Annotated in this window: 8 protein-coding genes; 1 reads left to right on the forward strand and 7 read right to left on the reverse strand. The window is 73.3% G+C overall.

Annotated elements, in window-relative coordinates; translation table 11 throughout:
* Positions 1-2 precede the first annotated feature (2 nt).
* Complete coding sequence (locus ACIRPX_RS28905; protein WP_404200632.1) at positions 3-908, reverse strand: ABC transporter ATP-binding protein; 906 nt, start codon at positions 906-908, stop codon at positions 3-5.
* Positions 909-1,154: 246 nt separating this feature from the next.
* On the opposite strand from ACIRPX_RS28905, the gene ACIRPX_RS28910 reads away from it, so the two are divergent.
* Entirely contained in the window at positions 1,155-3,848 is a 2,694-nt protein-coding gene (locus ACIRPX_RS28910) for an AAA family ATPase (protein ID WP_404200634.1), read from the forward strand.
* A gap of 102 nt (positions 3,849-3,950) precedes the next feature.
* Here the strand turns inward: ACIRPX_RS28910 and ACIRPX_RS28915 are convergent, their stop codons facing one another.
* The 6 genes from ACIRPX_RS28915 to ACIRPX_RS28940 are packed head-to-tail and all read right to left on the reverse strand — an operon-like array spanning position 3,951 to position 12,722.
* Positions 3,951-4,814, reverse strand: a complete 864-nt coding sequence (locus ACIRPX_RS28915; RefSeq protein WP_404200636.1) for an ABC transporter permease — start codon at positions 4,812-4,814, stop codon at positions 3,951-3,953.
* The gene (locus tag ACIRPX_RS28920; RefSeq protein WP_404200638.1) at positions 4,811-5,815 is read right to left on the reverse strand and encodes an ABC transporter ATP-binding protein; all 1,005 of its coding nucleotides are present in this window, start codon (positions 5,813-5,815) and stop codon (positions 4,811-4,813) included. The genes ACIRPX_RS28915 and ACIRPX_RS28920 overlap by 4 nt, the downstream gene beginning before the upstream one ends.
* A gap of 14 nt (positions 5,816-5,829) precedes the next feature.
* On the reverse strand, positions 5,830-6,936 hold the full coding sequence (locus tag ACIRPX_RS28925; RefSeq protein WP_404200640.1) for a thiopeptide maturation pyridine synthase: 1,107 nt from the start codon (positions 6,934-6,936) through the stop codon (positions 5,830-5,832).
* A complete protein-coding gene (locus ACIRPX_RS28930) occupies positions 6,933-9,431 on the reverse strand; it encodes a lantibiotic dehydratase (protein WP_404200642.1) in 2,499 nt (832 codons plus the stop codon). Before ACIRPX_RS28930 ends, ACIRPX_RS28925 begins: the two co-directional genes overlap by 4 nt.
* On the reverse strand, positions 9,428-11,284 hold the full coding sequence (locus ACIRPX_RS28935; RefSeq protein WP_404200644.1) for a TOMM precursor leader peptide-binding protein: 1,857 nt from the start codon (positions 11,282-11,284) through the stop codon (positions 9,428-9,430). The genes ACIRPX_RS28930 and ACIRPX_RS28935 overlap by 4 nt, the downstream gene beginning before the upstream one ends.
* A 13-nt stretch (positions 11,285-11,297) precedes the next feature.
* Positions 11,298-12,722 carry a nitroreductase family protein gene (locus ACIRPX_RS28940; RefSeq protein ID WP_404200646.1) on the reverse strand — a complete coding sequence of 475 codons (1,425 nt, stop codon included), beginning with the start codon at positions 12,720-12,722 and terminating at the stop codon, positions 11,298-11,300.
* Positions 12,723-12,847 lie beyond the last annotated feature (125 nt).

Here is a 12,847-nt window from a genome sequence, read left to right on the forward strand (position 1 = left end):
GCTCACGCGGCCATCTCCTCTTCGGCGGTCAGCGCGACCACGGCCTCCTCCAGGCCCGCGTCCTGCACCCGCAGCTCGGACAGTGCCGGGTCCCGGTCGAGCAGCACGCGCAGCAGGTCCTCGGGCGAACGCGTCTGGATCTCCACCAGGCCGTGCTCGTGCTTGACCGACAACACGTCCGGCAGCCGCTCCAGTTCGGCCCGGCCCATGCCGGTCCGGGCGGTCACCGTGCGGTCCGGCAACCGTGACACCAGCTCCTGCGGGGGCGCGTCCGCCAGTACCCGTCCGCGGTCGAGCACCACCACGCGGTCGGCGACGGCGGCCGACTCCTCGATCAGGTGCGTGGTCACGAGGACGGCGGTGCCCTGTGCGCGGCGGCCCGCCAGGATCTTCCAGAAGTGCCGTCGGGCCACCGTGTCGAGGCCGACGGTGGGTTCGTCGAGTATCAGCAGGGCCGGCTCGGTGACCAGCGCCATCGCCAGCTGCACACGCTGCTTCTGGCCGCCGGAGAGCTTCGACACCCGCCGGGGCGCAAGCTCGGTCAGCCCGAGCTCCACCAGGATCGGACCGGCGGCGGCCGCCCGCCGCCCACCGCGCACGGCCGCACCCGTCACCAACTCGCCGACGGTCAGGGTGTTGGGGAACCCGAGCGTCTGCTGGGCCACGCCCAGCCGCCGGCGGGTCGACGCGCGCCGCGGATCTCCGCCGAGGATCCGTACGCTCCCGTGCTGCGGCACGAGCAGCCCGACCGTGAGCGCCACCAGCGTCGACTTGCCGGCGCCGTTCGGCCCGAGCAGCGCGACACACTCGCCCGGGTCGACCCGCAGGTCCACGCCGTCCAGTGCGACCGTCTCCCCGTACCGGTACCGCAGCCCTTCGGCCGTCAGCACCGCCTGTGTGGTTCCCATGGTCACCAGACTCCCGTCCGGGGACCGTCGACCGCTAGTGATGTCCCGTCATGGGCCCGAGATGACAAATGTCAGCACCTGCGCCGACCGGCCGCCGCCCCCTAGGCACCGTGCCCTACTCATTGACAGATTTTTGCCGTACGGCCACGCGCTCGACGCAACGGGGCGCCCGGTCCTCCCCTCATGTGGAGGGGGACCGGAAACCGTGAAGGTTCGGTGGAGTTGTTCTCGCGATGAGGAGGAACGTTGTCCCGGGAGCGCGGCGGACTGATCGGCAGACACGAGGAACTGGCGGCCATCAGCGGACACTTGGGCAAACCCGTACCGGTCGTCGTACGCGGACCGCGGGGCGCGGGCAAGACCGCGCTGCTCGACGAGGTGGCCTCCGAATGCCGGGACCGCGACATCAGGACCATCACCGTCGAACTCACCTCGTCCTCGCCGGCGTCGTCCGACGAAAGCTGGGATCTGTTCGGTGTGCAGGCCGTCCTGAGGGCGCTTCGCGCGGGCTTCACCGACCTCGGCGGTTCCCGGCTCGCGACCGCGCTGGCCACGGTCAACCAGCTGTGCACACCCGCGTCCTACGATTCGCCCGCCGCACGCGGCCGGCTGTTCCACCAGTTCCAGCGGCTGTTCGACATCTTTCACGACGCGGCCGCGGCGGTCGTGCTGCTCGACGACGTCGACGCGGACCCGGCCACGGTCATCACCACGGCCTGCGCCGCGCTGCGGGCCGGATGCACGGTGGTCGTCGCGTGCGACGACGAGGCCGTGGCGCTCGAACTGACCGCCTTCGGCGACGTCGCCGGTCATGTCGTCGAGCTCGGCCCACTCGGCGACCGGTCCGTCGGTGAACTCATCGCCGCCGCGACCCGGCAGCAACCCGACCCGGCCGTCACGCCGGCGATCCAAGCGGCGCTCGGATCCCTGGCCGGGAATCCCGGCGCGGTACTGGCCCTGTGCGACCTGCTCATCGGCCAGGGCCGGCTGACCCCCGTCGGCGGCGCCCTGTGCCTGGCCGATCCGGACGCCCCGATCGCACTCCCGGCCGGCCACTGGCTCGTCCGGCTGATCGGGCGGACCCGTACGTTCGGCCTGCGACTGCTCGCGCTGATCGCGGACTCCGAGTGGTTCGGCATGGACGACGTGGTCGTCTTCGCCCACGCTGTCGACGGTGAGCCGGGCGAGTGCGGGCGCGCGATCGACGAGCTCACCGACCTCGGCGCCCTGCGCTGCACCCCTGACGGCGTCCTCACCCTCGCCTCCCCCGCCCTCGGCGCGGCAGCGGTCGACGCGGTCGGCAGGGACGGACTGCGCGCCCTGCACCTGGCCTTCGCCCGCCACCTCGTGGCCCTCGGCAGGGGCCCCGCCCATGCCCTGCTCCCCCTCGCCGACCACCTGGCCGCGGGTGCCGTCGACGGCACCACGGACATCGGCAACGTTGTCGGCATGGAGGCCGGAGGCTTCGGCGCGGCGGCGCTGCTGGAACGCGCGGCCCGCCGGGTCCGGACGGTGAACCCGACGCTCGCCGCGCGGTGGCGCCGAGCCGCACTCGCGCACTGCGCACCCACCGACCACGCACGCCTGCTCGACGCCCTGATACGGGAGTTGATACGGATCGGCCGGTACGACTGGCTGGGCGAGGTGGTCGCGGAGGCGAGAGCTGCGCACGGCGAGACCGCCGCCGGCCCGACAGTTGCCCGCGCCTCCCGCGAACTGGCCGCCGCGGCCTGTCTGGCCGCCCTGCACACCGGCATCCCGTCAACCGCGGGCATCGGTGACGCGCCGACCGGGCCGCCCCGGGCCGCCGGAGCGGCGGCCCTCATCGTCGGCCGTTGGTTCGGCACGAACGAGCCGTTCCGCACCTCGGACCTGGCGGCCGCCCTGGCCCCCCTGGGCACCACGTACGATCCGCCGGCGACCCGGCAAGCGCTGCCGGGCGACGGCTGGTTCGACCCGATCGGCATGTTCGAGTCGATCCTCGGACCGGCCTACGGCGCGCCCCGGCACGGCCCCCTCGCACTGTGCCGCCGGATCGTCGACGACTACCGGCGCGGGCAGTGGGACGACGCGCTGTCCGGCACCCGCACGCTGACGGCGACCTACCCGGCGGCGACCCCCGTCCACGAACTGGCGCGGCTGCTCGCCGCGGAGATGTGCATGTGCAGGGACGAACGTGAACTCGCCGAGGGCTGGTTGGGCGAACCCGACGGGCGCAGCGCGTTCCCCACGCTCCGCAGCAGGGTCGAGATGGGCCTGCTGGACCGCAGGGGCCAGGCCGACGCGACGCTCGCGTTCGGCCAGCGCGCCTGCGCGGCCGCCGTGCGAGAGGCAAAGGCCGGTGACACGACGGGCCTGCACCTGCTGATCACCCGGCAGGCGTTCGTGGCCTCGAGCTGCGGCGCCGGCGAGGACCTGGCGGAGGTCCAGGAGGCGGCCAAGGCGTGCTGCGCCCACTCCGCCGAACGCGAGCCCAGCGTCACCGACCTACTGGTGACCGCGATGGCGCAGAACTCGTTCCCGGCCGCCCGGGCGGCCGCCACCGCGCTGAGGGCGGGGGGCTACCGGACCGAGTTCGCGACCGCGTGCCTGGTCGCCGCGCGCACGTCGGACGAGCCACGCCCCTGGCTCAGCGCGGCCGACGAGATCGCCGAGCAGCTCGGCGACACCCGGCTGCGGACGTACATCAAGTCGCTCGCCCGTACACGCGGCGTGACCCTGCCCCGGCGCACCACGGGTTCGCGCTCCAGCACGGAGGTCGAGACACGCATCATCCAGCTGATCCGGCAGGGCATGACCAACAGGCAGATCGCCGCCGTCATCCGGTTCAGCGAGAAGAGCGTGGAGCGCCATCTCACCAGGTTGTTCGCGAAAACGGGCTGCCGTTCCCGACTGGACCTCGTCGCCGCGTACGAACGGGGGGTGCTGGCGGGCGCCTGACGCACACATGGTTCGAGGTCAGGGGCTGTTCGGGCCCGGTGCCCGGTCTGCGCTCCCGGCGGGCCGGGCATCGCGACCGGCCGGGCCCTGGCCGACATCGCGCTACCGCCGGCCCAGCGCCCGTGCCATGAAGCCCGTGATGCCGCACGCCGCGGCGAGCGCCAGGGCGAGCAGCAGCACCAGGGTGTCCGTCCACAGGGGAATCGTGTGGAGCCCGGGCAGGGTCGCGGCGCGCAGGCCCTCACTGACGTAGGTCAGCGGATTGACCGCGGAGATCACCTGGAACCACTTGAGGTGGCCGAGGGACGACCACGGGTACTGGACGGAGCCGGTGAACGTCAGCGGGGCCAGGACCAGGGAGAACGTCACGCTGATCCGTTCGGGCGGGACGACCGTGCCGAGCGCCAGTCCGATGCCGGCGCCCGTCGCCGAGCCGAGCAGCAGGATGAGCAGCACGCTCGGCCAGGCGGTGAGCGGCCAGCCCGTGGTGCCGAGCACGAGGAATCCCATCGGCGCCATGACCAGGCCGGCGAACAGGCCGCACAGCGTGCCGAACACCATCTTCGCGACGGCGACGAGGGGACCCGGCAGCGGGGCGAGCAACCGGTCCTCGATCTCCCCGGACCACGAGAAGTCCATGATCAGCGGCATCGCGGTGTTCTGCAGGGAGACGAGCAGCGCGTTGAACGCCATGACGCCGGGCAGCAGCGTCGCGCCGAAGTCTCCGTGGGTGTAGCCGGCCTCGCCGAGCACCTTGCCGAAGACGAAGAACAGCAGCAGTGGCTGGACGATCACCTGCACGAGGAACGAGGCCGGCCGGCGGGCCGTGGTGAACACATCGCGCCACAGCACCGCGAGGAAGGTCCGCGTGACGGGACCGACGTACTGCCACCGTCCCGGGACGGCGCTGTCGGGGCTTGGCTGCGGACCGGCTGGTTCGGTCAGGGTGGTCGTCGGGGTGGTCACCGCAGTTCCCTTCCGGTCAGGCTGATGAAGACGTCCTGGAGGGTGGGCCGGGCCATCGACAGGCCGACCGGCTCCGCCCCTTGGTCCAGGAGGGTGCGCAGCACATCCGGCAACAGGGCCGAGGGGTCCTTGTCGGTGCGCACCCGGAAGCACTGACCGGGGCCAGCACCGGGTCCGCCGTCGGCCCCGGTGCCGCGCGGCGCCGGGTCGTGTTCGACGTCGCCGGCTCCCGGCAGCTCCGTCAGCGCGGTGACGATCTTTTCGGCGGCGGTGCCGTCCGTGCCGCGCACCTGCGCGGTGATCGTGGTGCCGCCCGGAAGCGCGTCGGTCAGCGCGCCCGGTGTGTCCAGCGCGAGGAGCCTGCCGTGGTCGACGATGCCGACGCGGTCGGCGAGGTTCTCGGCCTCCTCCATGTCGTGGGTGGTGAGGACGACGGTGACCCCGCGCTCGCGCAGTTCGCGGATGCGCTCGTGGAGGAAGAGCCGCGACTGGGGGTCGAGGCCGGTCGAGGGCTCGTCCAGGAACAGCACCTTGGGCGCGTGCATCAGCGCCCGCGCGATGATCACCCGCTGCGCCTGTCCGCCGGAGAGCCGCTCGACACGCTGGCCGGCCTGGTCGGTGAGCCCCATCAGGTCGAGCAACTCGGCGGCGCGGGCGGTCCGTTCGTCCCGGCCGATGCCGTGGTAGCGGGCGTGGAAGAGCAGGTTCTGGCGTACGTCGAGGGAACGGTCCAGGTTCTGGCGCTGCGGTACGACCGCCAGCAGCCGCTTCGCCCGGGCCGGGCGGGCCACCACATCGGTCCCGAAGAGGAGACAGCGGCCCGAGGTCGGCAGCATCCGGGTGGTCAGCACACCGACGGTGGTGGACTTCCCCGCCCCGTTCGGGCCGAGCAGGCCGAAGACCTCGCCCTGTTCGACCGCGAAGCTCAGACCGTCCACGGCGGCCGGTGCGTGCGGGTGGTAGCGCTTGACGAGTTCGCTGACGGTGACGGCGTCACTCATGCGTTCTCTCCCTTCTACAGGCGACCGCCGTTGTCGACGAAGCCGATCAGGTCCTGGATCCGGTCCATCGCGCGCACTCCGTGCACGTCCTCGACGGCCCGGGAGACCACATGGCAGACGAGGTTGCGTTCCAGCTCACCGATGCCGAGCCGGTACATGTTGAGGTAGAGCCAGTTGAGGACGATGCGGTACTGCTGGAAGGTGTTCCAGTCGCCGAGCTGGTCGGCCGCCGCCCGGTGGCCGCCGAGCACCCGGTGGAACGGGCTGCGGTCCGACCATGCGCTCCAGGTCGACCCCCACTCCTCCGGGTCGCCGTTCTCGTCCGTGTTGAGCGTCAGCTCACCGGACGTGATCAGCTCGTTGGCCTGGTTGCGGTAGCCGAGCAGAGTGTCGAGGAGGCCGGCGAAGCGGATCACGTCGTGGTGGTCGTCGGCCGTGGTGATCTCGACGACCCTCCGCCGGAAGCGGTCCGCGTGACTCTCGTAGACGCGGTCGAACCGTGCGCGCAGGCCGTCGGGCGTCTTCGCGAGGAACGCGTCGGCGTGGCCGCGGAAGGACAGGTAACCGTAGGTGACCGGTGGCAGGAACCGGTGCGCCGCCCCGATGAACAGGTCGACCGCGAGCGCCATCTTCGAGCCGCCGCCCCGGACCCAGTCGAGGATCTCGAACACGATGTCGTTGGTGTCGACGTAGTAGCCGGTGAGCAGGTCCGCCGCGGCCGGTCCGCCGAGCACGTGCAGCCGCTGGTCGTGCGCCTCGATCTCGACGGTGTTGTCGGGCGCCCAGGGAGTCAGCGGTCCGCGTTCGCGTTCCTGCTCGGCGAGGCGCAGGTGCTCGGCGTGCGCGGCCCGCTCGTCGAGGGTCACGGTGGACGGATGCGCCCGGAGGTACTCCTCCAGCACGTCGGCGACGGCCGGCCTGACGACGTCGTCGAAGGCCTCGGGAGTCGCCTGGACGGGGATGCGGACGTGCGGGCCGCGCCGCCAGTGCGGCCGGTAGTACGCCCTGGACACCGCGGGGGCCACCGTGGTGAGGAACGGGCGTACGGCGTCGAGCAGCAGATCGGTGCGGTCGCTGTCGTGATGGAAGACGTTCACGCTGCGCCACGAGGGCTCCGTCATTTCTCTTCTCCCTGAGAGTCGGGCTCTCCCCGGCGGTCGTGCTGTGCCCGGCAGTCGAGCTCGATCACGTACTCGGTCACTCTCGGCACACCCCGGTGGTCGACGATCGCGGTCTCCGGCTCGGGCGCGACTTCGTAGAACAGCGCCGCGCCGGCCGGGTCCCCGGCCAGTCGCTCGAAGGCCCGTACGAGGGGTGGTGAGCCGATGTCGACGTACATCGGCTTGCGGGTGCGGTCGCCCGCGAGCGCACCGGCCGCGATGGCGCGTGGCCGCAGCACGGACACGAAGAACCGCGGCGGGATGCCGTGTTCGGCCAGCCAGGCCGTCATCGCGAGCAGGAAGTCCGCGTCGGACTGACCGGCCGGGCGGCACGGCAGTGTCCCGGCCTGGGCCACCCAGGTGGCCCGGCGGAGCACCACGTGCCCGATGGTCAGCCGGGGCGCGCGCAGCACACGGCCCGCCCCGGTGCCGGCGCCGGCGTCGTGCTGCAGCGGCTGGTCGGGGCGCAACAGGATGGGGTTCTCGCCGAAGCCCTCGACCAGCAGCGCCATGACGGGGGGCAGCTGCCGCTCGTAGGAGAGGCCGCCGTGGACGGGCCGGACGACCGATCCGTCGTCGAACAGGGCCGGCAGCCCGTCGTCGTCCACACCGACCGCCAGCCGGGCGCTCGGCGGGTAGTCGAGCCGGTCGGGGAGGGCGAGCTCACGCTGGTTGAGCGAGGTGGCGAGGGTCTGGGGGAACTCCGCGTAGGTCGGCGCGCCGGGGTGCCGCGCCGATGCCGCCTCGCCCCGGTGCTCCGGGGACGTGGGCGCGCCCGGATAGGCCGTGTCGACCGGGAGCGGATCGTCCATGACCTGGCGCAGCAGCCGGCGCACCTGCGCCCGGCCCCTGCCGAAACCGGAGTTCACGGCGTTGACGATCAGCTGTCCGCCGTCGTGCTGGGCGTACACGGCGACCGAGCCCGCCGGGCGCACCCAGGACGGCGCCTTGTCGAGCACCCGCTCGATCCGCTGCCGGTCGGGCAGCGCGCGCCGGATGTCGGCGATCAGGGCGACGAGTCGGCGTACCTCCGCGACCGGGCTCGCGGCCAGCGTTTCGGCCGACCCGGTCATGTCGAAGGCGACCGCGGCGGGGTGCAGCCGCATGACCTCGTCGCCGTCCCGTACGAGTTCGGCGTAGAACCGGTCGAACGGCACCGGTGTCCCGGTGCCGAAGCGTTCCCGGACGAACGCGGCGATGGCCAGTCTGAACGGCAGGGTGCAGTCGAAGACGGCGAGCAGCCGGCAGGCGACGGCGAGGTCGTCCAGGGGCTCCCGCCAGGACGGCAGGCCCGCTTCGAACACGATGCCGGGGACTACGGACTGTTCGGTGACGACGTCGCGTAGCTTGCCGCCGACACCGAGGCCGAGCAGCCGCTCGCGCAGCGCCGTGCCGAGCGCGATCCGCTCGGTGCCGTCGGCGCCCGCGTACTCGTGCAGCGCCTTGCGGACCGCGTCCAGTTCGGGGAGCCGGTCCGTCAACTGCCCCAGCGGGTCGAGGCCGTGCTCGTCGACGTCGGGGTCCGGCCGGAGCAGGAGCAGGCCGCTCGCCACGAGCGAGCGCAGATATCCGGCGGCCTTCTCCGGCGGCGCGGGGATGCCGGCGGTCAGCCCGGCGAGGGTCGGCTGCGCGGCGGCGGCGCGCAGACAGTGCCGCAGTGGCCGGGTCAGGGGCAGCGTGAGGAGTTCCTCGGCCGGTGCCGGGCCGAGGAACTGGACGGTGTCGGCCACCAGGCGCGCGCTCGGGTTGATCCGGACCCTGGCCTCGGTCAGCGGGGCGGTCAGCGGAGCGAGAGCCGACAGGTCCAGCTCGACGACCGACCGCGCCGGCTCGGTCGCCGTCCACCGCAGGACCGGGCCGTGAGGGACGAACCGGCCGAGGCCGCTCGCGGTGAATGTGCTGAACGGGCTGGTCTTGACGGCGGCGCGGGTGACGTAGACGGCCAGCCGGATCAGCTCCTGCCGGCCGGGTTTGCGCCGCAGCACCTCACGCAGGGTGGGGCTGGCGTGGGCGAGGCCCTGGTCGAAGCGGGGGTCCGCGCCGATCTCGCGGAGCCGGGCGGTGACGGACCGGTCCGCTTCGGCCAGCACCGCGGGCAACTCCGCCCGCGCGGCCCGGTACCGGACCAGCTTGCGCGCGAACTCGCCCACGTCCGAGGCGAGTTCGCTGCCGAGAGCCGCCGCGACCGGCGGTTCGGCGAGCAGCCGGGCCGGATCGCGCAACTGGTGCACGGCCCGCCGCAGCGCGACCAGCTTCGGCTTGGCCGCGGTGGCGTGCGGCGCGCCGATCACGTCGTGGCAGCGGTCGGACAGTGCGGCGGCTTCGGCCGTCAGCTCGGCGGCCGTACGGGACGTCGTGAGCAGCGCGTGCCGCAGCCGCTGGTCGACGAGTTGGCTCGGCACGGTGGCGGGCAGGGCGGCTACGCGTACCCCGAAGGTGGTGGCGTGGCCGCTCATGGGAACGGGTGGGGGTGCGGGTTGAGGTCGGCGTCGGTCAGCGGCCGGGGCGCGTGGCCGAGCCGGTGGGGCACGTCGCGCAGCCGGGGCAGCCCGGTGGTCCGCCGGTTGCGATGCCCGAAGGTCATCGACAGGGCGCCGGGCGCGATCACCTTCACGCAGCTCAGGCCGGCGGCCTCGTGCAGCGGCGAGGTCTGGTCGACGACCACGACGTCCATGCCGCCCGCGAGCATCCGGTCGACGGCCTCGGTCAGGTCGTCCCGCAGGTCGGTGTGGGCGGGCCAGGGCCGGCGGCCGAGCCGGTCCCAGCCGATGCGGCGGTCGCCGGAGAGCAGGAAGGAGAAGCGCTCGAACGCCTCCGGGGTGGCGTTGCACAGCGCGTGGTCGGTCATGACGCGCACCAGTTCGGGATCGGCGGCCATCCGCCGGGCCCGCTCGGCCTCGGCCGGGTATCGGCGCGCCTCCTGCTCCAGGATGGGCGCCAGTTCGCCGAGTGCGGTGAGTACGGCGGCGGCCGGGTCCAGCGCCGATCCGCTGGTGCAGACGACCTTCGGCCGGGTGTCGTCGCCGGTGGTGTCCTGTGCCAGCACCCAGAACGCGGGGATGGCCTCGGTCAGGGTCATGTCGAAGACGCGCAGCCGGTAGCCGGTGCGCTCGATGCGTTCGACGACGAGCCGGATGCGCGGGTCGGGGGCCCGGGCGAGGTCCACCTCGGGGACGGGCATCCTGGCGTACCAGGTCATCAGGAACGCGTCGCGTTCGACGATCTCCAGGATCCCGTGCAGGATCGCCTCCTCGACGCAGCCGCCGAGCGCGCAGCCGTTGGAGATCTCGAAGGTGAAGGGCTTGTCCGGCGTGGCCCCGGTCCCCGGCTGCCAGGTGGTCCGGTAGTACGCGTACGTCTCGGGGACGAGCACCGGCCGGGCCTCGCGGAAGGAGTACGCCCACACCCAGGACACCACGGCGTCCTCGGTGAACGGCTGGTAGGGGCAGTCCGGCTCCTCGTAGCGCCCGGCGGGCAACAGGCCGAGGGAGCGCGGGTCGAGGGCGTCGGCGGCGAGTTCGGCGTAACTGCCGCGCACGGTCGTCCGCTTGCCCCAGGGCCACTGGCCGCCGAGCCGTTCCAGGGCCTCGGCGACCGCGGTGGCCCGGCACGAGGTGAAGTCCCGGGCCCGCCCGAAGCCGGCCTCGCCACGGTAGCCGTACTCGGCCAGAACCGCCTCGGCCAGCGGGAGGAGCGAGTCGCGCAGCCCCTTGGGCGGGGCGACGACACCGGTCTCGGCATCCACGTACAGCTCGGTCAGCCGCGGCTCGGAGAGTTCGCCGATCCTGGTGGCGCGCGCCGAGGTCTTGGGCCGGGGCAGGGGGGCGATCCGGGCCCGGTCGGCCGTGTCGTCGGGCAGCGCGCCGCAGACCGGGCACAGCGGGTCCGGCAGGAACGTGTGCCGGGTGAGGGACAGGTCGCGCAGGCCGAGGTACCAGCACCGGTCCTCGGCGACGCCCGAGTGCACCAGCTCGCGCACGGTCTCGGCGGCGGGGCCGGACAGCCAGTCCGACGGCCGGGCCGCGATCCTCTCGTCCGAGCCCAACCGGTCGGTCCACGGGTCGCGTTCGGGCGCGCTGGACCGCCACTTCTGCAGGCACCAGACGCAGCCGCGCTCGCCGGGCCGCACCAGCGGGCCGATCACGACCCGGTCGAGTTCGGTCCACACCGGCAGCCAGGGCTCGCCCCGGTCGTGCGCCGCGGCCCAGTCGCCGGTGTCCCAGCCGTCACGCGCCACCACCAGCATCGACGGCGGCCGCCGGGCGATGGCGTCGGCCAGCCGGCCGTCACCCAGTACCGTGTCGCTCACCTGCGGTTCTCCCTCACCATGTCAGCCGGAACTCGGGGCGCAGGCCGCCGGGGTGTTCCGTGCCGAACTGCGCCACCAGCAGGCTCCGTCGGCGTCCGGTCAGGCCGAACCAGGAATCCAGCAGATGCGTGAGCACGTCGTTCTGGATCCGGCTCGCCACGTCGACGGCCGCGCCGGCGAGGCAGGCCCGGTGCAGCGCGGCACCGGCGGCCGCCTGCTGCACCCGGTACCAGCGGGTGCCGAACCGCTCCTCGGCCGCTGCCGCGTCGCCCACCGGCAGCAGCCACACGTTCGCCGTGCGCGCTCCCTGCTGGGTCAGTGCGGCCAGCGCCGCCTCGCGCAGCCGCTGCCGGGGATCGCCCTCGCCCACCAGCTCCAGTTCGTGTGCGTCGGGGTGGTAGCGGTAGGCGCCGGCCGGGACACCGGTCACGTCGGCGACGACGCAGTAGAAGTCGACCAGGTTCGCCGGCAGGTCCCAGCGGGCCCGCTGCCCGTAGGCGGTGAGAATCGTGGCCAGCGCGCCCATCGACATGGTCTCGCCGTTGAAGCCGCGCATGGCCGCGTGGCGCGTCCGGGTGCCGGCCGCCAGATCCGGTGCCGCATGCGGCAGGCTGATCCGCTTGCCCTCTCCCGGGGGCGTGGCCGGCAGCGGTTCCGGGTCGGGGCGGCTCTGCGCGAGGACGGCCGCGTGGGCGGCGTACGCGCGCGGGAACGCGGCCAGCGAGGGGCCACCGTACCCGGCCGGTACCGGCGGGAGCAGTTCGACGACCGCGTGCGCCCCCTCCTCCCTGGGGTCGAGGCCCAGCACGTCGCTGACGTCGGCATCGGGGAAGCACAGCCGGGCCGTGGCGTTCTCGCCGCCCGCGGCCACGAGGGCCTGTGCCACCTGGATGCCGGCCTCCAGGCAGGCGAGGCGGTAGTGCATCTCGCCGTACTTGGCGGCCAGCCGCCAGAACACGTTGGTCTGTACGAGGACCGTGGTGGCCGGCCGGGACGCCACCCAGCCGCGGTGGTCGCCCTCCCGCAGGCGCACCAGGTCGTGCCGGGCCGGGTCGTAGTAGTGGACGCCGGTGGGCACCTCGGAGTCGGGGCCGGCGATCACGTACCACTCGGCGCTGTAGCGGGCGCCGCCCGACGGCGTCGGACGCCGGGTCACCAGCCACTGCAGCGGATCGGCGTCCGGGATGGCCTCGAAGCTGTCGGTGAAGGGCAGCATGTCCAGCGGGGTCAGCCACTGCGACCGGGTGATCCCGCCGAGGTCGGCGAGCAGTCCGCCGAGCCGGTGCGCGGACCGCTCCGGCGGCCAGGGCAGCGGGTGGCGCGGCGCGCCCGGGTAGCTCTTGACGACCAGGGGCGGGTACGCCTCCGGGTTCGCGACCTCGGTCGGCGTGTGAACGGTCTCGTGATAGCGCGTGGTCTCACTGGTGATACGGCTCATCGGGCTCGCGGGGGCCGTCAGATCCCCGGCCGTCACAGGAGCCGCCGGGGCCGAAGGATCCGCAGGGGTCGAAGGTTCCGCGGGGGTCGAAGGTTCCGCGGGGGTCGAAGAAGTCACGGCGCTCG

Origin of the sequence: Streptomyces sp. NPDC101225 (assembly GCF_044767585.1) — a bacterium.
In the GTDB taxonomy this organism is placed as follows: Bacteria; Actinomycetota; Actinomycetes; order Streptomycetales; family Streptomycetaceae; genus Streptomyces.

Coding starts and splice junctions, on each gene's coding strand:
- ACIRPX_RS28905 (WP_404200632.1), bottom strand. CDS start 908: ATGGGAACCACACAGGCGGTGCTGACGGCCGAAGGGCTGCGGTACCGG.
- ACIRPX_RS28920 (WP_404200638.1), bottom strand. CDS start 5,815: ATGAGTGACGCCGTCACCGTCAGCGAACTCGTCAAGCGCTACCACCCG.
- ACIRPX_RS28925 (WP_404200640.1), bottom strand. CDS start 6,936: ATGACGGAGCCCTCGTGGCGCAGCGTGAACGTCTTCCATCACGACAGC.
- ACIRPX_RS28930 (WP_404200642.1), bottom strand. CDS start 9,431: ATGAGCGGCCACGCCACCACCTTCGGGGTACGCGTAGCCGCCCTGCCC.
- ACIRPX_RS28940 (WP_404200646.1), bottom strand. CDS start 12,722: ATGAGCCGTATCACCAGTGAGACCACGCGCTATCACGAGACCGTTCAC.